The organism is Clostridium sp., assembly GCF_016650095.1.
GTDB lineage: Bacteria > Bacillota > Clostridia > Clostridiales > Clostridiaceae > Clostridium_AD.
The window spans coordinates 1-25,353 of record NZ_JAENWL010000009.1 but is presented as its reverse complement, the minus strand read 5'-3'; the positions used below and the strand labels follow the sequence as shown (position 1 = coordinate 25,353).

The following is a 25,353-nucleotide window of genomic DNA, read 5'->3' as shown; positions in this document are numbered from 1 at the left end:
GCACTGATTTATCAGTGAGCACTGATTTATCAGTTAGCACTGTTTTATTAGACAATCGCTATTACTTCTATTTCTACTAACGCATCCTTGGGAAGTTTTCCTGCTTGAATACAAGATCTAGCTGGAGGATTTGTACCAAAATATTGGGAGTATACTTCATTCATAGCAGCAAAATCGTTCATATCCTTTAAAAATACTAGTGTTTTTACTACTTTATCTAATGTAGTACCTGCCTCTTCTAATATAGCTTTTACATTATCTAAAGATTGTGCTGTAGCTTTTCTTATATCATCATTTATAAACTCCCCAGTAGCAGCATTTATTGCGAGTTGTCCTGAAGTATATAATAGATCCCCAACTTTTACTGCTTGAGAATATGGTCCAAGAGCTGCTGGTGCATTAACTGTACTTATAATATGTTTTTCCATTTTTTCTCCTCCTCATTGTTGTATGTTCCTTCAATATTAATACATGTATTCATGATCTTCACCTAACAACACTATTATATCAAAGTTCTCCTCAGTTGACGATAAAAACTCAATGTTGTCTATTTTAAAATCTTTTATTAGATCAGCCTTTATCTCTTCACTGCTATTGTATACTATAATCTTAGTTTTACTAGTAGGCTCACCATTTTCTGTTAACGCCTTATTATAACCTTTTTCTGAAAGATATTTTGAAAAATCACTAGCTAAACCTGATTTATTAGTACCATTAACTATCTTAATTTTAAACTCTGACTTATCAATATTCTGTAATTTACTATCGTTTAATTTTGAAATAACTTGCTCATTTAAAGCATCATCGTATACTAGATATGATAAATTATTTATATATCTTGATTCACCTTTAATAGTATCCATATAAAGATTTTCCTTACCAATGGTGGCAAATATGTATCCATACTTAAGTATACCATTTGCATCCATATTAGTTTCTACATAGCTTTGAATTGCTGATAGAATACTTGGCATCTTAATTACTATGCTAGGACTTTTTACTTTTTCCATAACTTTACTAATAAACATTTGTTGATTTTTTATTCTACCTATATCACCATCTACTAAACCACTACCATCATTATTCTTTCTCCACCTAAAAAATTCTTCGGCTTTCTTACCATCTAAATGAACTGTTGTCCCCTTTTTAAAATGAATACTCAAATTCTGGGTCGGATCGTCATAATACATATTCCTTGTTATATCCATGTCAATTCCACCAATAGCATCAATCACTTGTCTAAATCCTTCATAGTCAATTTTACCATAGTAGTCAATTTTAATACCTAATAATGTTTCTACAGCACTAACTGCGCCAATTACACCATCAATAGCATGAGCCGCATTTATCTTTTGATTTCTTCCATTAATCTTAATTAAAGTATCTCTCGGAATAGAAACCAAACTAACTTTTTTATCTTGTGCATTATAATGTGCTAAAATCATTGTATCTGTTCTCTTAGGGTCATCATCATTAGTAGCACCAGGAGTACCTATATCTACACCCATCACAAGTATATTACAAGCTCCTCCATCATTGCTTATTTTTTCGAGCTCTTCTTTGTTTAGTTTCGAAGTTATGTCTTTTTTAGATAAATCTACCGCATCATTATTGAGATTAGATAAGTAGAAATAAAAATACGCAAAAATCAATGCACAAACTATCACAACAAAAGTAATAGTAACAATTAGAAACCTTTTGAAATCAACAATCTTCTTTTGCTTTTTTTGTTTTTTCTCATTTTTCATACTTTCCCCCACTTTGTTTACACAATAAATAATTTCTTGCGTCAATTGTATCTATGTGTAATAGTCCCTTTTGACTTATAACATATTTTATAGTGTTTTCAAGAGACTGTATTATCGCTTCATCTAAATTCACCTTACTTAAACTTCTTAATTCCTCTACACCACTAAATTTTCTTAATGGCTCAATGTAATCTGCAATATATATTATCTTTTCTAAACTGCTCATGTTTCTTCTACCAGTAGTATGATATCTAATAGCATTTAGAATATCCTCGTCGTAAATTCCCATTATCGACCTAGCTATTATACTCCCCACGAGTCCGTGCAAAATCGATGGATTATGTGTGTATATTTCGTCTATCTGTACTTCATGTTCCATAGCTACTTTTATAAGCTGCTCGTCCGTCATATTTTTAACACAGTCATGTACTAACCCTGCGATTCTTGCTTTCTCTATATTTTCTCCATAAATAGTTGCCAAAGTCACTGAAGTTTCACTAACGCTTAAACTATGTCTTAGCCTGCTCTCTTTTAAATTTTTCTGTAAATAATCAAGCATTTCTTTCTCATTCCACATTCAAATCCTCCTAGTATTGCTATTGCATAGAAAACAATTACTGATCTCCACCATTCCTATTTATATAGATGAAGCTTATCAATAATTACCTCTACACCACTGGGAAGAAAATAATTAATATTTCTACCCTCTTTTATACTATTTCTAATATTAGTTGAAGATATATCTATAATTGGCATATCAAGAAAAATTAATTCCTTATTGAACTTTTCTTCTATATAATGCTTTTGCTTTAACACTTCTCCGATTGTAAATCCTGCCCTATTATAAATTACAAGCTTACTGCTAGCCAGTATCCTATCTACATTTTTCCAATTGTCTAAGTCCATTAAACTATCAACCCCAATTAAGAAATACCACTCGATATTACGTTTCAATTCGCTAAAAAGTTCAACAGTTTCATAGGTATAGCTATTTTCCTTTTTATTTATTTCATAATCACTTATTTCAAAATGGGTTTCGTTTTCTATCGCTCTTTTAACCAAATCATATCTAATTTGAGAATCTGTGATTTTTTTATTAATTTTATGCGGCGGATTTCCGGCTGGCATGAATAAAATCTTATCCAAATGTAAATTGTATAGTGCTTCATAAGCAATGTGAACGTGGCCTATGTGAATTGGGTCAAAGGTTCCTCCGAAAATGGCTTTTTTCAATGTAACACCCTCTTTATATTGTAATAAGGCATCCGAACTAAAATATCATATTCATAGGGGTTTTCAATGCAATTTGGTAAATAATAGCACACGCTATGGTTTTCAATAGAGGAAAAAGCATGTAAAGTTACATGCTTTTATGGTAATTCAATCCTAGGCTTATTTATTGACCTTTTGTACAACACACATTTACTACCGATAGTTTGAACTCCCTCTGCTCGTACTGCCTCACAAATTATATCTGAAGCTTCTCTAGCAGTTAATCCACTATTATTTAAAACTTTAATTTTGATAATTTCTCTAGATTCTAGCGCATCCGCTACCTGCTTTAAAAAGTTTTCCTCTACTCCAGCTTTCCCAAGTTGAAATATAGGCTGTAATGGATTTGCAATAGTTCTTAAATAACTTCTTTGCTTGCTTGTAATCATAATATCCTCCTAGTTATAGTGCACGCGGGCATATTTTTTCATAACAATAACGTAAATTCCGCGGCAGTTTATACTTTTCACGAATAAGTATTTTATTAAAACGAAATTTATCCCCGCGTAAAGTATACATTCTTATAAGATAACAATCATCATTGATTATCTTTTATAATAAGAACTCAAATTCAAAGTTTTGTAGTCTTACTAAATCGCCATCTTGAATTCCTTTTTCAACTAATGCATTAAATACTCCCTTATTCTTTAATACTTTGTGGAAATATTTAAGAGAATCCGGTTCATTTACATTAACTGCACTAAGCAACCTATCAACAAAGGTTCCTTCAATAACAAAAGTTCCTTCATCGTCTACATTAATATCATACGTAAATCTCTTTGCTTCTACTATAAATTTGTCTTCATCCTCTATTACGAGATCTGTAACTGGAATAGTAGTTAACATTCTAGCCGCTTCTTTCATCAAAGCTTCTACGCCCTGATTTGTAACTGCTGATATTTTAAATATTTTACTATCATCATATCCCATTTCATTTAATTTTTTCTTAAAGTTTTCAAATATTTCATCGTCAAATAGCATGTCACTTTTATTGGCTGCTACTATTTGCGGTCTATCCCATAATTTAATATCGTATTTCTTAAGTTCTGTATTTATCTTTATAAAGTCATCTACAGGATCTCTACCTTCAATTCCTGAAATATCAACCACGTGAATAAGCATTCTAGTTCTTTCAATATGTCTTAAGAAACCTATTCCAAGACCTACTCCTTCAGCAGCTCCTTCAATTATTCCTGGTATATCAGCCATAACAAAACTCTGTATACCTTTCACACTTACTACTCCTAAACTTGGTTTTAAAGTCGTAAAATGATAATTAGCTATTTTAGGTGTTGCTTTTGATACTACTGAAAGCAATGTTGACTTACCTACATTAGGAAATCCTAGAAGTCCAACATCAGCTAAAAGCTTAAGTTCAAGAGTAATAAAGCGCTCTTCTCCTGGCATTCCTGGTTCAGCAAAGGTTGGTGCTTGCCTTGTAGGTGTACAAAACTTAACATTACCTTTTCCGCCTTTTCCAGCCTTACAAATTACATAAGTTTGGCCAACATGAGATAAATCACACATTATTTTATTTGTTTCCACATCTCTTACAATGGTACCCATTGGAACTTTAACCTGTAGATTTTCTCCGGATTTTCCGTAGCATTTAGAACCCGAACCTGCTATTCCACCAGGTGCTACGAATTTTCTAGCATATGAAAAATCTAGTAGAGTAGTCATATTAGCATCAACTACCAATATTACATCTCCACCGTCTCCACCGTCTCCACCATCTGGTCCACCCAGAGGTATATATTTTTCTCTTCTAAACGAAACAGCTCCATTTCCACCGTTCCCTGATTTAACAAAAATTTTAGCTTTATCAATAAACATATATTTCACCTTACCTTAGCGCATTTTCTATTTTAATCTATTATTTATCATCTTCGATGCTGTTTATCATCTTGGATGCTATTTATCATCTTCGATGATGCCATCACCTGAGGTGATGCTATCACCTGCGGTGCTGAATATTAATCTATAAGCTATATTGCTATCAAAATCACAACTATAAATCATTAAATCATCTATCTCTGTATCTATTTGTTGCCATTCATCCATCCAACTTATTTCCCCGAGTATTGATTCATCATTAGTAATAAGCAGACTTTCCCCTAATTCATCTTCAAAAATATAAATGTATACAAAATTATCATTAGTCGCTTCTACTTCTTTAAATATAGTGTTAACTAAATCACTTTTTTTATTGCACTCATTTTCAAAAACTTTATATTTAAAATTACTAATTTCAATATCTATCTCTACTTTAACTTCATTTGACCATAATTTCTTAATATTATTCTCAAGACATAGTGAAAATCCATTATCTTGTAGTTTATAAATTTCACTAATAATTTCATTTTCTTTTGATAATTTATTTATGTATTCCAAAGCACTCTCGGGCCTGCTCAATTGCAAATATCCGTATATAACTTGCAGATCATTCATAAAATCGTGTCTTTGTTTTCTAAGTATGTCAATATAATATTCTAATTCATTTTTATCTATTTTACTCATACTATCCTCCAAAAGAGAATTTTAAAAAAGCACCCTTTAAGGGTGCCTTAAACTATTCAGCCAAAGAAAGTTCTACATCTATAGGATAAACGCTTGCTTTTTTCTTCATTTTTCCCATTCTCTCGAATTTAACAACTCCATCAACTTTAGCAAATAAAGTGTCATCTCCACCTATTCCAACATTGTTTCCTGGATGAATCTTTGTTCCTCTTTGTCTAACTAAAATGTTGCCTGCAAGAACGAATTGTCCATCTGCACGTTTAGCTCCAAGTCTCTTAGATTCACTATCTCTACCGTTTCTTGAGCTACCTACTCCTTTTTTGTGAGCAAATAACTGAAGGTTCATAACTAACATTGTACTACACCTCCTCTGTTTCTACTTTTATATATTCACCATAAGTATCTTCTATACTTTTAAGTCCAAGTATCATTGTTTCAAGTAAAACTTGACATCTTTCGATATCCTCTAGAGTTTGACCTTCCAAATTTAAATTCAGAAATCCATCTTCTATATCATACTTCACCTTAATTTTCAAAACTTCCTCAATCCCAATAACTATGGTTTGAGAAATTGCTGAAATAGCACTACAAATTAAATCTACATCTAGCTGTGCTTCTTTAGGTTTAGCATGACCTTTCATTTTAAAAGAAACTATTTTACCAGAGCTTCGAACAAATTCAACTTTAACCACAATTAAGCTTCAATCTTATCGATTTGAATCTTTGTATATGATTGTCTATGTCCTTGTTTCTTTCTATAATCCAACTTTCTTTTAAACTTAAAAACTACAACCTTTTTAGCTTTTCCTTGCGCTAATACCTTAGCAACAACTTTAGCTCCTTCAACTACAGGTTTTCCAATTACTAAACCTTCTTCCTTGCCAACAGCAAGAATTTCGTTAAATTCAACGGTTGTATCAACTTCAACATTCAATTTTTCAACGAATAAAACGTCTCCTTCTTGAACTCTATATTGTTTTCCACCAGTTACTAAAACTGCGTACATAAAATACACCTCCTTGATCCAGTCTCGCCATCTCAGGTACATACCTTTATGTAAAAATAATTTATAATCAAGTATGTTTAACAACCTTGTGTGTGCGGTCTACAAAAGCCATTCTAACATATATCCGCTTGTTTGTAAAGCATCTTTAGCCATATATCTTGTATGTTTGCAAATTCCTTATTTGATTTGCAAAAATTAATGACTCTACTTTGAATTTTGCTAAGTGAGGAATAAAATTTACGTAAACGCTATTGTCCAAAGCCCCTATTTGACGAACAAATTCTAAAATATCTTCCGTAATATCATTTTTATAAATTTCGTCAATTTCAATATATATATCTTTTATACCCTGTTCATTATGAATTTTAAAAATTTCATTTTTAATTAAAAATTGAACATAGGATAGCTTAACTCTACTACTCTTTCCACCACAATGTTTGCAAGGTTCCTCAATAAACTCGTATATAGACTTACCGCGCCTACGCCTTGCAATTTGAACCAAATTCAGTTGCGTAAATGGATAAATTACAGTCTTATTTTTATCGTCATTAAAGCCTTCTCTTAAAACACCCAATATACTTTCTCTCACAAATGTATCCTCAATATCAATAAAATCTATTATAATGATTCCGCTTAGGTTTCGAAGTCTTATTTGCCTTGAAATTTCTGCAGCAGCCTCAATATTAGTACTCTGAGCAGTTTTTCGAAGTGAATGGCTTTTTGTATTCTTCCCAGAATTAACATCAATTACATACATTGCTTCAGTTTTATCAATTACAATATTTCCTCCACATTTTAGTTGTATTTTATGATTTCGGAGACTAAGTATTTCTTTTTCTATTCCATAATAATCAAGTAACATTCTACTTTCATTATGAAGCTCAACTTTCACATCGATATCAGACCGATTTCCAGTAATTTCTTTTGTTAACTTAAAATCATTTTCATTGTTCAATACTATTTTAGAAGTATTCTTATCTAAAATATCACGTAGAGTTCTGTTTAATGCTCCAACATCACTAAATAATAAAACAGGGTTTCTTGAATACTTCGCTAAATTTATAATAGTTTTATATATCTCATATAAATCGCGAACTTCATCATTTAGTGTATTAATGTCCACATCAAAGGCATTAGTCCTAATCATTACACCAATATCTTTAGGCTTTGTAAGTTGACTCGCCACCATAGTTTCAAAAGCCCTATTGTTTATTTTTTTAGAAAAACTTATGTCTTTATTCATATTTACAATAACAGAATATGTACCCGGAATACCGAAAGCACTTGTAACTTTCGCTCCCTTTTTATCTATTTCTTCCTTTAAAACCTCAACTATAAGCTCGTCACCTTTTTTTATCTTGGTATTATTAAACTTTTCATCAAGATACATATAACAATCTTTGGTCTTCCCAATATCTATAAACGCACACTTAATTGCTGGAACAATATTTTTTACGACACCCTTATATATTTCTCCTGGAATAGGTCCAATACTATCTTCTTCTATAAAACATTCTTTTAATTTGTTATTTTCAACAATTGCTATTCTTAAAAATTCTTCTTGTCTTTCAATATATATTTCTTTCACTTTAATCCACTCCTATTTTACTAAATTTTAAAAAACTCGCTAAGAGTGACAAGTTTATCATCTTTACTTGCATACATTTCTTCTCGTGCTATATCAACAAAAGCTTCTTTATTAATACACTCTATATTTACCTTCATATAATCTACTAATAACTGTGCAGATAAATTAGCACGACTTCCGCAGGCAATAAGTGTTGAAATGCAAATCATTGAGTTATCTACCTCATATTCAAATTTATGCACTAATGATTTTATATTAACCATTTTATCTACACTTTTTTTACTCTTCTTAATAATATTCCATTCTTCATTTTCACAAATTTTATGCAAGGCTTCTTTTACTTCCTCTGCACCAGTACACTTTAGTTTAATTGTATATTTTGCAGCATCTATAATTGCCATAGCTTGTGACTTCTTTTTTCCCTCAACTGGAATAACTTTTACCACATCTAAAATTTTAATTCCACGTGGCGTATTTTCATTCATTTTATCCATAATATATTTTTCTTCAAGCTCGCTTGCTAAAATTACATCCATGTATTCACCATTAGAATATGCTCCTACAGACAACGGCTGTGCAATGGACACTGCCATGTGTGGATTAAATCCTTTTGAATATTCTATTGGGAGTTCTGCTCTCTTTATGATTTTTTGCAGGGTTCTCATTAAATCTAAGTGAGCAACAAATTTAATCTCACTCTCTTTACTATACTTAATTAGATAACGCACCGTGGAAACACGTCCCTTCTTTAAAATTAACATTAACACCGCAGTCTGTGCAGCCTAATTTACAATTTTGAGTTAATTCTACTTTTTTAGCCTTCTCATTTTCGAGTATTAAGTACTCCTTATTCACTCCAATATCTATGAAATCCCAAGGAAGTATTTCGTCATAACTTCTCTCGCGATAAGCATAAAAATCGCCAGAAACTTCGCATTCTTCCATTGCTTCTTTCCATATTTCAAAATTAAAATGCTCTGACCAACCATCGAATTTTGCACCCTTTTCAAAGGCCTTTATTATAACATCGCAAATTCTTCTGTCTCCTCTAGCAATCACTGCTTCTAGGTAAGAAACTACAGATTCATGATAATTGTAAATAACTGCCTTACTTGTTAAAGCATACTTAACTGCTTTTATTTTTTCAACTACCTCGTCCATTGTTGCTTGTGGTGCCCATTGGAACGGAGTAAATGGCTTTGGTACAAATATAGCGGAACTTGAAGTAATCCGGAGTCCCCTTTTACGTGTTTCTTTAGGAATTTTAAAGTATTCTGCTGCAACTTTATCCGAAATCTCTGCAATGCCTCGTACATCATCCATAGTTTCATAAGGAAGCCCCACCATAAAATAAAGCTTTATTGTTGACCAACCTGAAGCAAAAACGCTACTGGCAGCTTCTAATATTTCCTCCTCTGTAACTCCCTTATTTATAATATCGCGCATTCTTTGGGTTCCGGCTTCCGGTGCAAAAGTTATGCCGGTTTTTTTAATCTTTTGTATTTCCTTAATCAAATCTACCGAGAAAGAATTTATTCTAATTGAAGGCAGAGATACACTCACGTGATCTTCCTTATATTTTTCAATTAGCGTCGTTATAAGGTTTCGTATATCAGAATAATCACATATACTTAAAGAACTTAAAGATATTTCTCTATACCCTGTACTCTTTAATAATTTATCCGCGGCATCTATAAGGTTGGCTGTGCTCTTTTCCCTAACTGGCCTATATATCATGCCAGCTTGGCAAAATCTACATCCATTAGTACATCCCCTAAATGTCTCGAGTATTACCCTATCATGTACTATCTCGGTATATGGAACTACCATTTTCTCTGGAAAAGCAACCTCATTAAAATTTGCTATAAATCTTTTTCTAACTCTACTCGGAACATCATCATATTTAGGTTTAAATTCGCGAATAGTGTTATCGGCATTATATGACACCTCATATAATGAAGGTACATATATTCCTCTTATCTTAGATATTTCTCTTAAAAATTCTTTTTTCATCCCTTTGCCTTTGTACTTTTTGTAAACATCTAGTACATCATTCATTATTTCTTCGCCTTCACCAATCTCAAAGAAATCCACTATATCATGTAGTGGTTCAGGGTTATAAGCACAAGGGCCGCCAGCCATAATTATAGGTTCATCCTCGCCCCTTAGTGAGGCTCTTATAGTTATACCCGACATATCTAGCATATTAAGTATATTAGTGTAGCTCATCTCATACTGTAGTGTAAACCCTAGAAAATCAAATTCATTTAGTGAATCTTTACTCTCTAGTGCATATAGTGCTATATTGTTTTCTCTCATTTCACTTTCCATATCTGGCCAAGGAGCAAAAGCTCTTTCACAATAAGTATCGTCTCTTTCATTTAATACATGATAAAGTATTCTACTTCCTAAATGTGACATGCCTACCTCATAAACATCTGGAAAGCAAAAAGCAAATCTTATATCAATAAACTCTTTATCTTTATAGCAACAATTAAGTTCTCCACCTATGTATCTGGCAGGCTTTTCAACCTTACATAAGATATCATCGGAAATTTTATTCATAGAAATCCCTCCTGGTTTTTTCTCTAGTGCACATTATAGTTTACGTTTAACACATTATTTTATTTTACCACATGAGTGTTAAATTTCAAAACGAAAAATAATTTTCTCATCTCAAATAAAATAAAAGCCAGATATACCAACCTAAAATAGGCCTCGCATACTGGCTAATTATTTGTTTAGATGTTCCTTAATATCAATATACTCGTTTAAGTTTATGTTACCATAGATTTTTATTGCCTGAATTATTTCTTCTTCATACAAAATTTCTAATACACTCATGTTTTCATCGAGTACCGTAAACAAATTATACTTATTCTTATCAATCATTCCTAGTGCCGATAATAAATCCTTCTTGCAATAAATAGATATACTTCTATTCTCTATATATCCTCTCTTTATAAATCTGTATCTCTTCTTTATAATATAGCCCATAATCAAATATACTATCCTTTCCTTCTCTTTAATTGAAGATATTAAAATAAATATAGAAATTAACCCCAAATTAAAATTGCTTTTGTTTGCATAAACACCTACAAAATATATAAACATAAAAATACTTCCAAGGACCATACTAACCCTAATAGAAATTTCATTAGCTCTTCTATATATAGTTTTAACACTAAGTATATCCCTAAGTACCCTCCCTCCATCTAAAGGGAATGCTGGGATAAGGTTGAAAATACCTATAGCTAAATTGCTATTATATAATAAATGCAAATAGGGCCTATCAAATATTGTAAAGAGAACATAAAAAATAACTGCTAATAATAAGTTAAATAATGGGCCTGATAAAGAAATTATTAAATCTTCTTTAGGACTTGCTTCATCTAAGTCTTTCACCTTAAGTACGGCTCCTATAGGAAGTATTTCTATATCAAAACCCGAAAAACCTAAAATTCTTGCAGTTAAATAATGTATTAACTCATGTATGAATACTAGAACAAAAGCTATTATAAGTTCCCCTTTAAATCCTAATATAATTAATAAAATAATGCACGGTATAAATAGTTTACTTATTCTTATCAATTAATCCCCCATAGTCATTACTAAAATGCTAAAATTATTAAAATTTTTGAAAATCAATTTTTTCACTATTTATTTCATCCCCACTGGAAATAGTGCTTTTAACCTTTTCTATAAAACTCCCTGTAATGACTTCTATATCAGTAAGCTTAAAGTTCTTCGCTTTCTCTATTAATGTAGTATAATCATATTGTTTATTTATTATTTCCTTAGAATGATCATAAACATATTGAGTGTTAGTTGTAACTACTACTTTGCAAAACAATATAAAAATAAACAATGCAAGTACTCCAATCAGTTCCCTAGTTAATCTCTTTGTGTAGAAATTTGATATTCTACTTTGTCTGTTCTTTTCACTACCGAAATTATTCATGACCCTTTGTTTTTTACCCAAATTATTATAATAGCTTTGATACTGCGTATTATAATTACCCATTTTATCCCCCTCATACAATATTCTACTATTTATATATATTTAAATTTTTCCGTTTTTATTACAATTTATAAGAAAAAAAACAAGCACTACAAAATTTGTAGTGCTCAAACATAATCTGTAGTGCTTGTTTTTTTATATTCTTAATCTTCGCGATTTTTTAAACTTCTCATCAAAACTTCCGCTGTACCTAAATTGGTAGCAAGTGGAACACAATGGACATCACACAACCTAAGAAGTGCTGCAATATCTGGTTCGTGAGGTTGTGCTGTAAGTGGATCTCTTAAGAAAATTATCATATCCAATTCTCCTTGTGCAAGTTTTGCACCTATTTGCTGGTCGCCACCCATTGGCCCTGACAAAAATCTAGTAACAGATAGTCCTACTTTTTCATTTATTAATTTTCCTGTTGTTCCCGTTCCATACAATTCATGATTCTTCAAAATTTCTTTATACCGCTTAGCAAAGTCAATCATATCGTCCTTTTTTTTATCATGCGCTACTAATGCTATTCTCATAACTTTCCCCCTATCTAATTGACTGAAATGTCGTTAAAAGTTTATTTTTTTCCTTCTCATGCCTACATTAAGCACTATTCCTAGCGCCATAAAACTTGTTAAAAGGGAACTTCCACCATAGCTCATAAATGGGAGGGTTATTCCTGTAATAGGCATAAGCCCCATGGTCATCCCAATATTTTGACCAATTGAAAATAGTAAATTTGAAATGAACCCCACACATATTACAGTTCCGAAAATATCCTTAGAATTTTTTGCAATTTTTATTAATCGACTTATAAGAATACCATAAAAAAGTATTAATAATAACGCTCCAACAAGTCCCCACTCTTCTCCTAAAACGGCGAAGATAAAATCCGTATGATTTTCAGGAACAGAATTAAATTGAATTCCTTTTCCAAATCCACGTCCAAGGATTCCACCTGAGCCTAAAGCAAGTTTTGATTGAATAAGCTGAAGTCCATACCCTAGTTCATTTTGATCTGGATGCAAGAAAGATGAGAGCCTTCCCTTCCAATAAGGTTGGATAATTCCTGAATTCCATATACCTACAATCACTAGTACAACTGAAGTTAATCCCCCAATTATAATTTTCTGATTAAGGCCTATACAATAAAATATCCCTAGTACTATAAAAAAGCTAACCATAGTCATTCCCATATCAGGCTGAATAACAATTAAAATCATTGGTACTGCTGCATAAAATAATAACTGGAAAAAATTTTTAGGTACATTAATTTTCCCTTCCATTTCATCTAGTTTTTTCGCGAGTATTATTATCATGCCAATTTTAGCAAATTCTGAAGGTTGTATACCCACACTACCAATTCTTATCCAAGAATTGGCGCCATTAGTGACCTTTCCAAAAACATCACCAATTATTAGCAATATAACTCCTGCCCAATATATTATAACCGCATAATTTTCTATTAACATATAATCAAATACTAATAAAAAATAGACCGCAATAAGACTCAATATCATAAACGCAATTTGCATTTTAACGTAATGATTTCCACTACTCTTATTCGTTGCACTATAAATATTTATGCATCCAAAAATAACTATACAAATTGCAATTATAATTACACTATAATCCAATTCTCTTAAAAGTTTTTTATTAAGTCTTAAGTTCTGTAAAATCTTCATGGTTTAACCTACCTCCATCTTAAATATGATTATATCATATTTGATGAAAAAAGCTATGCATAAGTTATTAACTATACATAGCATGCTGATAAGTTATCTTTTAATTTTTCTAATAGGTATACTCGCTATCAGTGCTGGCGAGCTTCCTTCATATTCTTCCTTTGTTGTTAATCTCACTTCAATCGCTCCAGTTTCTATTTCAGCATATTTCGAAATTACCTTTAGTATATCAGCCTTAATCATTTCAAGAAAATCAGGTGAAAAATCCGCTCTATCATGTATTAAAATTAGTTTTAATCTATCACTTGCAATATCTTTTGAGAAAACCTTGTTAGAAAATAATTTTAATAAATTCATTAATGTCCCCTCCCTATATTCCTTTAAATATTTTTCTTAGAGCAGCAAAAAGTCCCGCTCCACTTCGCGATCCATCTAGTGAAGCGTAAGGTACTTCTTCTCCCATTATTCTTTTAGCAATATTTTTAAAAGCTATACCTGCCAGAGACTTTTCATCTAGAACTATTGGTTCCCCTTTATTTGTCGAAATTGTAACCTTCCTATCATCTGGTACAATTCCTATTAATTTAATTGCCAAACATTCTATAATATCATCAACAGATAACATATCTCCATTTCTTGTCATTTCATAGTTCATTCTGTTTATTATAACCTCATGTCTCTCAATACCTTTAGAATCTAATTTCCCAATTACCCTATCTGCATCGCGAACAGAAGTGAGTTCCGGATTAACCACTATAATAGCTCTATCAGCCCCTACTATAGCATTCTCAAAGCCTTGTTCAATACCTGCTGGACAGTCTATAATAACATAATCAAAGTCTTCTTTTAACTCATTTACTACGAGTAGCATATCTTTTATATTGATGTCATTTTTGTCTCTTGTTTGAGCTGTTGGCAATAAATACAAATTATTAAACCTTTTATCTTTTATCAATGCTTGCTTTAATCTACATCTTTTCTCAATAACATCTACTAATGTAAATACTACTCTATTCTCAAGTCCCATTAAAACATCCAGGTTTCGAAGTCCAGTATCTCCATCAATAACTACTACTTTTTTATCCATAGATGCAATAGCTGTTCCTATATTAGCTGTGGTAGTTGTTTTACCCACTCCACCCTTACCCGACGTTATAACTATAGATTCTCCCATGTGCGTTACCTCCATTAAATATATTTATTCACTAAATACGGTTCTACAATAATAGTGCCATTTTTAATTTTTGCTACCTCAGGATATTCTGGCTTATCAGTGTCTTCAGGGGACCTTGTGACAATATTCCCGATCTGGAGTATTTGAGGTTCTAGCTTAAATGCCGCAATTATAGCTTTCTCGTTGCCATTAGTACCTGCATGAACAAGTCCTCTTAAAGTACCAAGCACAATTATATTTCCTGCAGCATATATCTCTGCTCCTGGATTTACATCCCCAACTATAACTATATTACCAGGATAATTTATACTTTGTCCACTTCTTATAGTTTTTCTCAAAAATTTAGTTTTACCCTCATATATGCCAGTAAACACCTTAGCTACGGAGTCCTCTTGATCTTGAAAAATACAATCACTAATTAAAAACTCATCAAATAGTATATCCTTTAATTTTCTACTTTCCCGCTCATTTATATATTTAAGTTCAGTAGTAATTTTAAGTGTGCTACCTTTGTAAAATTTTCTTCCCTGCGAAAGCTTATTAACTAAAGACTCTAACATATCATCAAAATCACTAAAATGATTCATATTTATAACTACATTTAATCCTTCTTTATTTCCTTTAAGTATTATTTTATCTGCAACCACAATTTATACCTCCTAGCTCTCATCTGGGGTGTATTTATTTGTTTATAAATTTGTTTATGACTATGCTACTATTTCAACATATTATCAGTAAATTCCTGCTTAATTTCAATATAAATATATTTTTTTCTATTTTTTCTCCATACTTTCACTATTATTAACGAAAATTCACATAATTCTCTTTAAATCATATGAACCTAAACAACAATAAAATAAACTCTAACAAATAAATTTGCTAGAGTTTATTTAAAATTTCCTTTATTTGAGATTCAATTAATCATGACCATTGCCAGTTATAGTAGTATTTAAATCTATATTACTGGTTTTCTCATCTGGATTAACCATAAATTTATATTCAGGATCTTTTTTAAGTATTTCAGCTTTAAAATATTGCTCGTAAATTGCTTTTGCAACCGGTGCAACATAACCACCATGGCCTCCATCAAAACCCACTACACAAACAGCTATTTCGGGTTTATCGAAGGGAGCAAATCCTATATAATATCCATAAGATGTCCTTCCGAGTGCAGATTGAGTAACATCATTAAAAGTAGCTGAACCTGTTTTCCCTCCATTTGGAATAGGAAAATCTTTGAAAACGTTATATGCTGTACCATTAACAACACTAGTAACTTCCCACATACCTTCTTTAATTATATCAATTGTATTAGCGCTTACATTAGTTTTTTCTAAAACTACAGGCTTAATTTCCTTAATTACTTTTCCATCTGGGTCTAAAAACTTATCAACCAAATGCAATTCATATCTATTTCCGCCATTCACCATAGTAGACACATAATTGGCTAACTGTAGTGGTGTAAAAGCATCAAATCCTTGCCCTATGGCTGCATAGTATGCATTAGCAGCGGAATTAATTTCAGTATTAGTATCACTTATTTCCGAATATATAATATCCGCCATAGCTCTTATGTTTGTATCTGTGTAATTATTATTTTTTAATGATGGAGAAGATCCAATGAGATTCTTTAGCGCAGTTTGCATTTTTTTTATAATTGAATCATAAGAATCTTTCTTATCTTTTTTAAGTTCTGTCTTAAGTAAATCAAGAAACACAACTTTGCTTTCATTTAATTTTTTAATTTCTTCTATTTGTTTAACTGTTCCACTTTCCTTTTGTGAAACAAGGTCAAGTGGTTTTTTTTCATTTTGAAATTTATCAACCAGATTACTTCTATGAATATTTGCTAATATTTCTTTACTAGATTGATAATTATATACCTGACCAAAGTTTTCAGGTATCTCTATGCCCGTAGCCGGTTTTTTATTACTATTAGACTCTATGCCAAGACCGAATTTCCATGCATATTTTGCTAGTAAGTCTAATCCCGTTTTATTTTCACCTGCATTTGCATAAAGCTTATCAGCTACATCATAAAAGTAATAATTACAAGATTCTCTCATTGCCGTTTGAATATCTACAATTCCATGGCCATAACCAAACTCATTATATCTCCAACATGCAGCAGTAAGGGTTGGATACCTCGAATTGTATGGCCCATTATCATTCACCGTACTAGTTCTTGTTATAACGCCTTCTTCTAGCCCTGCAATAGCTGTCATTGGCTTAAATGTAGAACCAGGCGGTATTAGAGATTTAGTCGCATAATCGAAGGTTGGTTTCGGAAAAATATCATTATTATCCCTTCTTATTGTAGTATTACCTACTATACTTTTGTCTAGAGGAAACATATAATTAAGTATTATTTGTTCTCTTTCTTCTACTGATTTTGACATATCATTATCAGTTAGCACACCTTGAATATTGACAAGCCCTCTTCTTCTAATATAATCAAGTCCCTTTTTCTCTGTGACTGGGCCCAAATATTCATTATACTTTTCGGTAGTTAGCCCACCAGATGCTGCAAATAAATTGGGGTCATACCCGGGTCTACTTGCAAGTGCCAATACCTTACCCGTGTTAACATCGAGTACCACCACTGCACCTCTTGTTGCATTTGTTGTATTTACACTTTGAAGTTGATTATTCCCTTCCTTTTGTAAATTTAAGAGCACTGCATCTAAAGACTTTTCTGCTGCATATTGTATGTTTTTATCTATATTAAGCTTTATTGTTTGTCCAGGATAAGTTTCAATCTCACCTAGCGTATTAACTTTACGTCCTTGCTTATTAACCGCAATACTTTCTTGCCCTTTAGTTCCCCTTAAAACGTCTTCATAAACTGACTCAATCCCTGAAGTACCTATGTAATCTGTACTTATATCATAGCCTTGTTCCTCATACTTATCTGTCTCCCACGGATTTATTTTAGAAATATACCCAAGGAAAGCTGATCCTAGATCCTTATTAGGATAGACTCTAATTGGCTGAGTTGTAACACTAATACCTGGTATTTCAGGCTGTATTTGTTCAAAAACACCTGCAGCGGCAGAAGTCAAATTATCAGCAACAGTTACAGGCTTATACCCAGAATAACTCTGAATATATAAAGCATCCTTAACTAACATATACCGTCTCAATTCTTCTTTACTTTTAGTATCCTTAATTTTATCCATTCCGTATTTCTTTATTAGCCCATTAAATAATTCTTCCGGAGTAACCTTTAAAAGTCCTTCATCAACCTTTTTAAGTTCCCCCTCACTTAAGTCCTCTCTCCTTTTACCATTATAAAGACTTTTGATAACTTTATCGTCAAAGCCTCTATCTTTCATAAATCTAAGCTCTATCCATTCTTGCGTTGCTTTATCTTGAGTTTTAAAATCAAAACTATACTCTACATGATTTTTATCCACACCAGTCTTTACTTTAAGTAAAAAATCATCAACCTGAATATTTTGTATACCATTCTTATCCTTGTTTTTGTCAAGAATTTTAAATACCTTGTCCATAGTGAGAAAGAAACTATCTTCACTTTCATCTGTTTTAGTAAACGTTAAAATATAACTTTGTTTACTTTCAGCTAGCTTTATACCATTTCTGTCAATTATGTCACCTCTTGGAGCTACTGTTGATATTATCTTATGGTTTTGTTGATTTGCAGTTTCCCTATATAACGCTCCATTAACTACCTGTATATTTATTAATTTCCAGATAATAGCAGCAAAAATTACAAGCATAATTATAACCAAAGTATTAAATCTAGAAAACTCATTTTCTTTTTTATTTTTCTTACTCACTATTTCACCAACCTTTTAAAAATGAACGGATATGTATTTAAAATTTCCACTCTTTCATCATATGTTGTTTTTGAGAAAGGTTATATGTAAATCTATACATAAAAATAGAAACTATTAAATTATATATTCCATGATATAATATTGCATCCAAATGTGTATATTGTTTTATCAAAAACAATATAGAAAATACTAGGATTCCTTTTACTAAACTTAAGACGAAAGATGCTACTATTGGTAGAAACGACTTTTCAATAAATATACTTTTACCTATCATGGCAGCTACAACACACATAAGCATATTACTGAGCATATTAATTCCAAAAGCGTTCAAAAAATACACATCTTGCAGTGCACCTGTAAAAACCCCAATTATAACTGCGTCTTTTGGAGAACTAACAATAGAATAACAAAGTGCAAAGGTAAATAGCAGACTTGGATATGCACCATTTACCTTAATTAAAGGCATCAAAGTATTATCTAATATTAGAAATAGAATACATAAAAATACAACCGTTAATACTCTTTTCATAATTCAACTCCTAATATTTTATTTCTCCACTAGAATCTTCTGGTGGTACGACAATAAAAACTTCTTCGATTTTTGAAAAGTCAACATATGGCTCTATTATTGCAGTTTTCATTACTTCGCCTTTATCTTCATGAACACTTAGCACACTTCCTATTCTAATTCCAGCTGGATATATTCTACCAAGGCCTGATGTTAATATTACATCTCCTTTTTTTATAGCCGAATCTAAAGAAAGCCGTTGCACCTGTGCAAGTAATTTATTATTTTCATCTTTATATCCTTTAACAATACCATTATTATCTCCAGTTTCATGAACACGAGCAGCAACTGCAATATTTTCATTTGATAAACATTGCACTATAGACCAATTACTACCTACAGAGGTCACCTGACCTACGAGACCCTCTCCAGTTATAGCTACCATTCTTTTTTTTATACCTTTATTTTCTCCCCTATTTATATAAAAGCCATCTGAAAAACTAATCCCACTTAATCCAATTATATTTGCACCAATATAATTGTACTCATCTCTTTGCTTTGTAAACTTGAGCACGCTTCTTAATCTTTCATTTTCTTTTATTGCAGTAGAATATTCTAAGGCATTGGTTTGTAACTCATTATTAGTTTTTCGAAGTTCTTCATTCTCCTTCTTGACATCTGAGAAGTTTGTTATAAAAACAAAAGAATTTTTTATTTTATAAAATCCGCTATAAAATATACCCTGCACAGAATTGATAGTTACCCCTACACCATTTCCCACGAAGGACATTTTTTCTCGATTATAGCTATATCCTATTAAAGATAAAAATGTAACTGACAGTATTATAATAACTACTGCCAGTTTATTCTTTATAAATCTCATACCTATCTTCTTTTACTCATAACGTCTATATTCACAAGAGCTTTCCCTGCTCCGATTGCAACACAATCAAGTGGGTTTTCTGCTATGTGCACAGGCATATGAGTTTCGCGGTTTATAAGTGTATCTATTCCTTTGATTAGCGCGCCGCCTCCAGTTAACATAATGCCTTTTTCCATTATATCAGATGCAAGCTCCGGTGGGGTTTTCTCAAGGGTTGTTATTATTGCCTCAATTATTGCTTGAACGGGTTCACTAAGTGCTTCTCTTACTTCCTTTTGCGTTACCTCTATAACTTTTGGAAGCCCCGTAATTAAATCTCTTCCTGTTATTGGCATGCTCATTTCATCATCTTCTAATACAAATACTGATCCAAGCTCCATTTTAATGTTTTCAGCAGTACGCTCTCCTATCATAAGACTGTATTGTTTCTTAATAAATGCCATTATTGATTGATCTAGCTTATCACCTGCAACCCTTAGAGATTTGCTTGTTACAATTCCACCGAGTGAAATTATTGCCACCTCTGTAGTTCCGCCTCCAATGTCCACTACCATACTTCCGGTTGGTTCATTTACAGGAAGTCCAGCTCCAATAGCTGCTGCCATAGGTTCTTCCATTAAATATGCTTCTCTTGCACCCGCTCTTTTAGTTGCTTCCTCTATTGCTCTCTTTTCAACCTCAGTTACGCCTGATGGAAAACCAACTACGATTCTTGGACTTGTAAATCCTTTTGAAGTAACTTTACTTATAAAATGCCTAAGCATTTTTTCAGTAATATTGAAATCTGCAATTACACCATCCTGCATAGGGCGAATTGCAACAATGTTACCTGGAGTTCTACCTATCATTTGTTTTGCTTCTTCACCAACGGCTAGTACTTTATTAGTATTTGTATTTATAGCTACAACAGAAGGTTCTCTTAGTACAATTCCTTTCCCCTTCAAGTAAATCAACGTATTTGCTGTTCCTAAATCTATTCCCATATCACGAGACGTCCCAAATATTCCCATTATAATTTCTCCTTTCGTATCTAAAGCATTCCCTTTTCTTTTAAACTAGTATAAGTTCCATTACCAATTATTATATGATCAAGCAGTTCTATTCCCAATAATTTACCACATTCTTTAAGTCTTATAGTAATGCTTATGTCTTCCTTACTTGGAGTTGGATCTCCTGAAGGATGATTGTGACAAATAACCACGGAAGCACTACATTTTTTAATAGCTTCGTAAAAAACTTCTCTTGGATGAACTATTGAAGTATTCAAATTACCAATTGAAATATCTTTTACACTTATGATTACATTTTTTGTGTTTAGCATGACTAGTTTTAGATATTCTTTTTTTAAATATCTCATTTCCTCCATAAGATATTCTGCAACATCTTTTGGCGTGGTAATTTTATAATCTTCTCCAGATTTAAAGCTTCTAAATCTTTTTGATATTTCTATTAGCGCTAGAAGCTGTGTTGCTTTAGCATTTCCAACACCCTTTAAGTTCATAAATTCTTCTGCACTTGAGCTGTATAGTCCATTCAGTCCGCCACACTCAGAAATAATTCTACCACAAAGACTTATAACATTTTCATGTTTTGATCCTATTCTAAGTATTATAGCTAGTAGCTCATTGTTGGATAGCGTTTCAGCACCATATCTTAATAATTTTTCCCTCGGTCTTTCATTTTGAGGTAAATCCATAATTTTATAAGCCATACCTATAAAACAACTCCTTTATAGATTGACCCCCATATCCCTTAACATAAAATATAATTTATTTACCGGTAGCCCCACAACACTATAGTAACAACCCTTTATTTCTTCAATAAATAAAGATGCTGCTCCTTGTATTCCATAAGCTCCAGCTTTATCAAAGGGCTCTCCCGTTTCAATATAATTGTTTATTTGGCCCCTAGAGAGTTTTGAAAATTTCACTTCTGTACAAACATACTGTGTAGAAATTCCTTGAGTTTCTGTGTTTATTACTGCAATTCCTGTATATACCTCATGTGTATTATCACTTAAATCACTAAGCATTTGAAAAGCCTCACAACTATCTTTAGGCTTGCCAAGCACATTGCCATTTAGGTACACAATAGTATCACACCCTATTATAAGAGCCGGTTTATTCACTTTACTGCAAATATCCATAGCCTTTCCTTCTGCGAGGGACATAACGTAGTCCCCACAATTTCCAGAAAATGATATGTCACTCTCATTAAAATCACTTACCATTATCTCAAAATTACTAGTTATTTTTTTTAAAAGTTCCTCCCTACGCTGTGAGGCAGAAGCTAAAATAATATCCACTACATCACTCCTAATATTTCCTATATAGTATTATTGCCAAAACAATGCCTATAATAGACATAATATTAATATTTATATTTATACCGAAAGTTACTGCTAGTACTTTGAAATCTATAAGCATAGGATTACTCATACCTATAGCATATGTATTCTTAAAAAACTTGAGTGCATCTATGTTCTCTCCTATTAATTCCCCAATAAAACTTCCTGAAATAGCTCCTATCAGTATAAAAAAAATAAAATACGGATTTCTTTTTTCTGCACTTTTCAAATTATATCCCCCACTTTACTTATATCCTATATATTTTAACATTTAATAAATTCATAAACAAGTATATAAAATATTATTCAAGAAAAGTTTATAATTGCATTTCATTAAGCTCTAACGGTAGCTACTAGCAATTCTGCCTAAAAAATACAAATAGATTAAGTAATCTATTTGTATTTTTTAAACTCATTCTATTATACATCATACTTCATCACAAATTACTACAATTAGGTTACAAAATAAAAGAAAATATTTATGTTTTTAGTATTTTCTTCATAAATTTATAGATGTATATATATCCTTCCTCTGTCTTTTCCTTTTTTAATTCCGCAGGCATCGCTGTTAAATACGATTTTATTTCATTCATAGTTGCATAGCTCTCACTTTTCGGGTCTGAACCCGCTAGCGTTCCCAACCATTTTTTTAATTCAACGGTTTGAATGAATTTAGTATCTTTTTCTGAAAGACTATTTAATATTTGAATATCTGCTCTTATCATTTCATTGATTTGAGCACTGGTTGAGTCCTTGTCTATTAATTGGAAATTAATTTTAACAGGAGTTATTTTTTTTGTCACAAGTTGTTTCACAATACCATCTATATTCCCACTTGGATAAATGCCAATAAAAACTCTATTTGAATTACCTTCTTCAACAATAAACGGTGTACCAAACTCCATTAAACTATTTTTTAATGCTAACGCATTTTCCTTATTACTAAAAAATCCACATTGCAAGGCTACATAATCTTTAATATTAGTTTGGGAAATCTGTTTTGAAACATCTAGACTATCCTTTTGAGGATCTATTTGAGTAGTTTTATCCTCTGTTCCAGTCTTTCCAATACTATCTTTAGGTAATAACTTAGAAAAAAGTGTCCCGAGGGAAATGGCTGCTATTAAAATCAATATAAAAATGAATATGAAATTATTGCTTTTTCTAGGTGGTTTATAATTATATCTAGTATATCTCACTTTAACATCCCCTAACTTAATAAATCATTAGACATCTTTAACTTGTTTTTTTTAAGATGCCTTATATAAAATAATATTATTTGAAAAGTGATTTTAGAATAAAAAAAGATAAAAAAAATCCGACAATAAATGTCGGATTCTATTTTATCTATTCGAGTATTCTTCTTGCACCAGCATATCTTGAATTGTAATAGCTTAGACTCAAATTACTCACTGTAACTTTTTTTCTTCCTGAAGATGCGTATATAAAATCGTTATTCCCTATATAAATACCAACGTGTGATACCGGTCCATTTGTATTAAAAAAAACCAAATCACCCTCGGTTAGATCTTTTCTTGCAACTGTACTCCCCTTACCTATTTGAGAACCAGTATAATGTGGCAAATCTACTCCAAAAGCACTATAAATATACTTTGTGAAGCCTGAACAATCAAAAGATTTTGGACCCTCTGCACCCCATACATATGGTTTTCCAATGAAATCATGTGCATATGAAATCAAATCACCTCCGCTGAATATTCTTGTGTCTTACTAATATATGTATTTATTATTGCTTCTGATTCTTATTCAGTTCTTTTTTCAAAATTAATATTTCCTTATCCTCACTATCTATCTCTAAAAAGTTTCTTGTTACCCTACTTATATCAAAGTTATTGTCTTTCCATAATTTCAGCATGGCATGATTATTAACCGACACATAAGTATAAAAATTACATATCCCATAATTTTTATATAGATGTTTTATAAATTCATTAATAATTGTGGTTGATATATCAGCATCATATAATTTGAATTCTATTAAATAACACATAATCCACACTTCATTTGGATTTTTAAATTCTATTCTACCTTTTAGAATACCTATAAGTTCACTACCACATAACACTTTAAGAAAGTACTCTCCCTCACTCACATAACACTCTAAATATCTTTCGTAAAATTCCTCAATACCGTAATTTAACCTCGCATCTATATTAACAATTTTTTGATTATTAACCCAATTTTTAATTTTAAAGATATCTTCTTTTTCTACACTCATGATGCTAACATCATCAAACATAATGTCTATATTAAACATACCTACACCTCTTATTTCTACCCCTCTTTAATAATTAAATTCTACGTTACTTTTAAATTTCCTTCTAATTTAAAAAATTATATTAGTACAACTGTTTTATTGCTTAGGGTCATGAGGATAAAGGACCCTATAAGCTTTTATAGGGTCATAAAATAATTGAGTTCTATTTTTTCAGTGTGCTTTATGTTGAGTACAGACTATTTTTTATTCCTCCCTGTACATAAGTGTCAATCTAACAATTCTTCTAACCATTTCTCGCACCTCTACATATGGTATACCACACCTAGTCAAATGCCTAAATATTGCAGGATTGTACTTTTCTATTCTTCTTACAATTGAGTCAGCATCATTATATTGGGGATTAGGTCTAATAGGTCTATTATATGCTTCTCTATCTTCATAATTATCTACTTGACTTGATTCTTCATTCTCCTCATCCTCATATTCATTCATAGATGTGTCACCATACATCATGCCCATTGGATTAAATCCATTCATGAACATGCCCCCATTAAATTGGTTCATTTCCATCCATGGGTTC

Annotated in this window: 30 protein-coding genes and 1 pseudogene; all 31 read right to left on the bottom strand. The window is 31.7% G+C overall.

Annotation, left to right across the window (positions count from 1 at the left end; translation table 11 throughout):
• Positions 1-47 precede the first annotated feature (47 nt).
• The gene (locus JJE11_RS01530) at positions 48-428 is read right to left on the bottom strand and encodes a RidA family protein (protein ID WP_291632486.1); all 381 of its coding nucleotides are present in this window, start codon (positions 426-428) and stop codon (positions 48-50) included.
• A gap of 36 nt (positions 429-464) precedes the next feature.
• Positions 465-1,748: an LCP family protein gene (locus JJE11_RS01525; RefSeq protein ID WP_291632485.1), complete on the bottom strand. Its 1,284-nt coding sequence runs from the start codon at positions 1,746-1,748 to the stop codon at positions 465-467.
• Positions 1,738-2,325, bottom strand: coding sequence for a bis(5'-nucleosyl)-tetraphosphatase (symmetrical) YqeK (gene yqeK, locus JJE11_RS01520; protein WP_291632484.1), 588 nt, complete (start codon positions 2,323-2,325; stop codon positions 1,738-1,740). The genes JJE11_RS01525 and yqeK overlap by 11 nt, the downstream gene beginning before the upstream one ends.
• 56 nt (positions 2,326-2,381) lie before the next feature.
• Positions 2,382-2,981: a nicotinate-nucleotide adenylyltransferase gene (gene nadD / locus JJE11_RS01515; protein ID WP_291632483.1), complete on the bottom strand. Its 600-nt coding sequence runs from the start codon at positions 2,979-2,981 to the stop codon at positions 2,382-2,384.
• A gap of 137 nt (positions 2,982-3,118) precedes the next feature.
• Positions 3,119-3,409: a ribosome assembly RNA-binding protein YhbY gene (gene yhbY, locus JJE11_RS01510; protein WP_291632482.1), complete on the bottom strand. Its 291-nt coding sequence runs from the start codon at positions 3,407-3,409 to the stop codon at positions 3,119-3,121.
• Between the two features lie 163 nt (positions 3,410-3,572).
• Positions 3,573-4,856, bottom strand: coding sequence for a GTPase ObgE (gene obgE, locus JJE11_RS01505; protein WP_291632481.1), 1,284 nt, complete (start codon positions 4,854-4,856; stop codon positions 3,573-3,575).
• A 78-nt stretch (positions 4,857-4,934) separates the two neighbouring features.
• Positions 4,935-5,540: a Spo0B domain-containing protein gene (locus tag JJE11_RS01500; RefSeq protein ID WP_291632480.1), complete on the bottom strand. Its 606-nt coding sequence runs from the start codon at positions 5,538-5,540 to the stop codon at positions 4,935-4,937.
• 52 nt (positions 5,541-5,592) lie between these two features.
• Entirely contained in the window at positions 5,593-5,895 is a 303-nt protein-coding gene (gene rpmA / locus JJE11_RS01495) for a 50S ribosomal protein L27 (RefSeq protein WP_291632479.1), read from the bottom strand.
• Positions 5,896-5,899: 4 nt separating this feature from the next.
• Positions 5,900-6,232 (bottom strand): ribosomal-processing cysteine protease Prp, encoded by a 333-nt coding sequence (locus tag JJE11_RS01490; protein ID WP_291632478.1) that lies wholly within the window; start codon positions 6,230-6,232, stop codon positions 5,900-5,902.
• 2 nt (positions 6,233-6,234) lie between these two features.
• Positions 6,235-6,546 (bottom strand): 50S ribosomal protein L21, encoded by a 312-nt coding sequence (gene rplU / locus JJE11_RS01485; RefSeq protein ID WP_291632477.1) that lies wholly within the window; start codon positions 6,544-6,546, stop codon positions 6,235-6,237.
• 145 nt (positions 6,547-6,691) lie between these two features.
• Positions 6,692-8,134 carry a ribonuclease E/G gene (locus tag JJE11_RS01480; RefSeq protein WP_291632476.1) on the bottom strand — a complete coding sequence of 481 codons (1,443 nt, stop codon included), beginning with the start codon at positions 8,132-8,134 and terminating at the stop codon, positions 6,692-6,694.
• 20 nt (positions 8,135-8,154) lie between these two features.
• Entirely contained in the window at positions 8,155-8,862 is a 708-nt protein-coding gene (locus JJE11_RS01475; protein ID WP_291632475.1) for a TIGR03936 family radical SAM-associated protein, read from the bottom strand.
• Positions 8,846-10,699 (bottom strand): TIGR03960 family B12-binding radical SAM protein, encoded by a 1,854-nt coding sequence (locus tag JJE11_RS01470; protein ID WP_291632474.1) that lies wholly within the window; start codon positions 10,697-10,699, stop codon positions 8,846-8,848. Before JJE11_RS01470 ends, JJE11_RS01475 begins: the two co-directional genes overlap by 17 nt.
• Positions 10,700-10,867: 168 nt before the next feature.
• A complete protein-coding gene (locus tag JJE11_RS01465) occupies positions 10,868-11,725 on the bottom strand; it encodes a M50 family metallopeptidase (RefSeq protein WP_291632473.1) in 858 nt (285 codons plus the stop codon).
• Positions 11,726-11,762: 37 nt separating this feature from the next.
• Positions 11,763-12,158, bottom strand: a complete 396-nt coding sequence (locus tag JJE11_RS01460) for an endopeptidase (protein WP_291632472.1) — start codon at positions 12,156-12,158, stop codon at positions 11,763-11,765.
• Between the two features lie 140 nt (positions 12,159-12,298).
• Entirely contained in the window at positions 12,299-12,673 is a 375-nt protein-coding gene (mgsA, locus tag JJE11_RS01455; RefSeq protein WP_291632471.1) for a methylglyoxal synthase, read from the bottom strand.
• Positions 12,674-12,706: 33 nt separating this feature from the next.
• A complete protein-coding gene (rodA, locus tag JJE11_RS01450) occupies positions 12,707-13,822 on the bottom strand; it encodes a rod shape-determining protein RodA (RefSeq protein ID WP_291632470.1) in 1,116 nt (371 codons plus the stop codon).
• A gap of 93 nt (positions 13,823-13,915) precedes the next feature.
• Positions 13,916-14,179, bottom strand: a complete 264-nt coding sequence (minE, locus tag JJE11_RS01445) for a cell division topological specificity factor MinE (protein WP_291632469.1) — start codon at positions 14,177-14,179, stop codon at positions 13,916-13,918.
• A 13-nt stretch (positions 14,180-14,192) separates the two neighbouring features.
• The gene (gene minD, locus JJE11_RS01440; protein ID WP_291632468.1) at positions 14,193-14,996 is read right to left on the bottom strand and encodes a septum site-determining protein MinD; all 804 of its coding nucleotides are present in this window, start codon (positions 14,994-14,996) and stop codon (positions 14,193-14,195) included.
• 14 nt (positions 14,997-15,010) lie between these two features.
• Complete coding sequence (gene minC / locus JJE11_RS01435; RefSeq protein ID WP_291632467.1) at positions 15,011-15,643, bottom strand: septum site-determining protein MinC; 633 nt, start codon at positions 15,641-15,643, stop codon at positions 15,011-15,013.
• A gap of 270 nt (positions 15,644-15,913) precedes the next feature.
• The gene (locus JJE11_RS01430; RefSeq protein WP_291632466.1) at positions 15,914-18,796 is read right to left on the bottom strand and encodes a penicillin-binding transpeptidase domain-containing protein; all 2,883 of its coding nucleotides are present in this window, start codon (positions 18,794-18,796) and stop codon (positions 15,914-15,916) included.
• Between the two features lie 37 nt (positions 18,797-18,833).
• The gene (gene mreD / locus JJE11_RS01425; protein ID WP_291632465.1) at positions 18,834-19,325 is read right to left on the bottom strand and encodes a rod shape-determining protein MreD; all 492 of its coding nucleotides are present in this window, start codon (positions 19,323-19,325) and stop codon (positions 18,834-18,836) included.
• A gap of 10 nt (positions 19,326-19,335) precedes the next feature.
• A complete protein-coding gene (mreC, locus tag JJE11_RS01420; RefSeq protein ID WP_291632464.1) occupies positions 19,336-20,187 on the bottom strand; it encodes a rod shape-determining protein MreC in 852 nt (283 codons plus the stop codon).
• A 2-nt stretch (positions 20,188-20,189) separates the two neighbouring features.
• Positions 20,190-21,197, bottom strand: coding sequence for a rod shape-determining protein (locus JJE11_RS01415; protein WP_291632463.1), 1,008 nt, complete (start codon positions 21,195-21,197; stop codon positions 20,190-20,192).
• A 20-nt stretch (positions 21,198-21,217) separates the two neighbouring features.
• Positions 21,218-21,898, bottom strand: coding sequence for a DNA repair protein RadC (gene radC, locus JJE11_RS01410; RefSeq protein ID WP_291632462.1), 681 nt, complete (start codon positions 21,896-21,898; stop codon positions 21,218-21,220).
• A gap of 18 nt (positions 21,899-21,916) precedes the next feature.
• Positions 21,917-22,492 (bottom strand): Maf-like protein, encoded by a 576-nt coding sequence (locus JJE11_RS01405; RefSeq protein WP_291632461.1) that lies wholly within the window; start codon positions 22,490-22,492, stop codon positions 21,917-21,919.
• 10 nt (positions 22,493-22,502) lie between these two features.
• A complete protein-coding gene (locus tag JJE11_RS01400) occupies positions 22,503-22,763 on the bottom strand; it encodes a DUF4321 domain-containing protein (protein WP_291632460.1) in 261 nt (86 codons plus the stop codon).
• Positions 22,764-23,013: 250 nt separating this feature from the next.
• The gene (locus JJE11_RS01395) at positions 23,014-23,733 is read right to left on the bottom strand and encodes an SPOR domain-containing protein (protein WP_291632459.1); all 720 of its coding nucleotides are present in this window, start codon (positions 23,731-23,733) and stop codon (positions 23,014-23,016) included.
• Positions 23,734-23,881: 148 nt separating this feature from the next.
• Entirely contained in the window at positions 23,882-24,235 is a 354-nt protein-coding gene (locus tag JJE11_RS01390) for a C40 family peptidase (RefSeq protein ID WP_291632458.1), read from the bottom strand.
• 46 nt (positions 24,236-24,281) lie between these two features.
• Positions 24,282-24,812, bottom strand: coding sequence for a GNAT family N-acetyltransferase (locus JJE11_RS01385; protein ID WP_291632457.1), 531 nt, complete (start codon positions 24,810-24,812; stop codon positions 24,282-24,284).
• Positions 24,813-25,016: 204 nt separating this feature from the next.
• Positions 25,017-25,353 (bottom strand): annotated as a pseudogene (locus JJE11_RS01380) (hypothetical protein); the annotation flags it as partial.

Excerpts from the sequence above, each read along its gene's own strand:
- JJE11_RS01530 (WP_291632486.1), bottom strand. The coding sequence starts at position 428 with ATGGAAAAACATATTATAAGTACAGTTAATGCACCAGCAGCTCTTGGA.
- JJE11_RS01525 (WP_291632485.1), bottom strand. The coding sequence starts at position 1,748 with ATGAAAAATGAGAAAAAACAAAAAAAGCAAAAGAAGATTGTTGATTTC.
- yqeK (WP_291632484.1), bottom strand. The coding sequence starts at position 2,325 with ATGTGGAATGAGAAAGAAATGCTTGATTATTTACAGAAAAATTTAAAA.
- yhbY (WP_291632482.1), bottom strand. The coding sequence starts at position 3,409 with ATGATTACAAGCAAGCAAAGAAGTTATTTAAGAACTATTGCAAATCCA.
- obgE (WP_291632481.1), bottom strand. The coding sequence starts at position 4,856 with ATGTTTATTGATAAAGCTAAAATTTTTGTTAAATCAGGGAACGGTGGA.
- JJE11_RS01500 (WP_291632480.1), bottom strand. The coding sequence starts at position 5,540 with ATGAGTAAAATAGATAAAAATGAATTAGAATATTATATTGACATACTT.
- rpmA (WP_291632479.1), bottom strand. The coding sequence starts at position 5,895 with ATGTTAGTTATGAACCTTCAGTTATTTGCTCACAAAAAAGGAGTAGGT.
- rplU (WP_291632477.1), bottom strand. The coding sequence starts at position 6,546 with ATGTACGCAGTTTTAGTAACTGGTGGAAAACAATATAGAGTTCAAGAA.
- JJE11_RS01470 (WP_291632474.1), bottom strand. The coding sequence starts at position 10,699 with ATGAATAAAATTTCCGATGATATCTTATGTAAGGTTGAAAAGCCTGCC.
- JJE11_RS01460 (WP_291632472.1), bottom strand. The coding sequence starts at position 12,158 with ATGGGTAATTATAATACGCAGTATCAAAGCTATTATAATAATTTGGGT.
- mgsA (WP_291632471.1), bottom strand. The coding sequence starts at position 12,673 with ATGAGAATAGCATTAGTAGCGCATGATAAAAAAAAGGACGATATGATT.
- rodA (WP_291632470.1), bottom strand. The coding sequence starts at position 13,822 with ATGAAGATTTTACAGAACTTAAGACTTAATAAAAAACTTTTAAGAGAA.
- minE (WP_291632469.1), bottom strand. The coding sequence starts at position 14,179 with ATGAATTTATTAAAATTATTTTCTAACAAGGTTTTCTCAAAAGATATT.
- minD (WP_291632468.1), bottom strand. The coding sequence starts at position 14,996 with ATGGGAGAATCTATAGTTATAACGTCGGGTAAGGGTGGAGTGGGTAAA.
- mreD (WP_291632465.1), bottom strand. The coding sequence starts at position 19,325 with ATGAAAAGAGTATTAACGGTTGTATTTTTATGTATTCTATTTCTAATA.
- mreC (WP_291632464.1), bottom strand. The coding sequence starts at position 20,187 with ATGAGATTTATAAAGAATAAACTGGCAGTAGTTATTATAATACTGTCA.
- JJE11_RS01415 (WP_291632463.1), bottom strand. The coding sequence starts at position 21,197 with ATGGGAATATTTGGGACGTCTCGTGATATGGGAATAGATTTAGGAACA.
- radC (WP_291632462.1), bottom strand. The coding sequence starts at position 21,898 with ATGGCTTATAAAATTATGGATTTACCTCAAAATGAAAGACCGAGGGAA.
- JJE11_RS01385 (WP_291632457.1), bottom strand. The coding sequence starts at position 24,812 with ATGTTTAATATAGACATTATGTTTGATGATGTTAGCATCATGAGTGTA.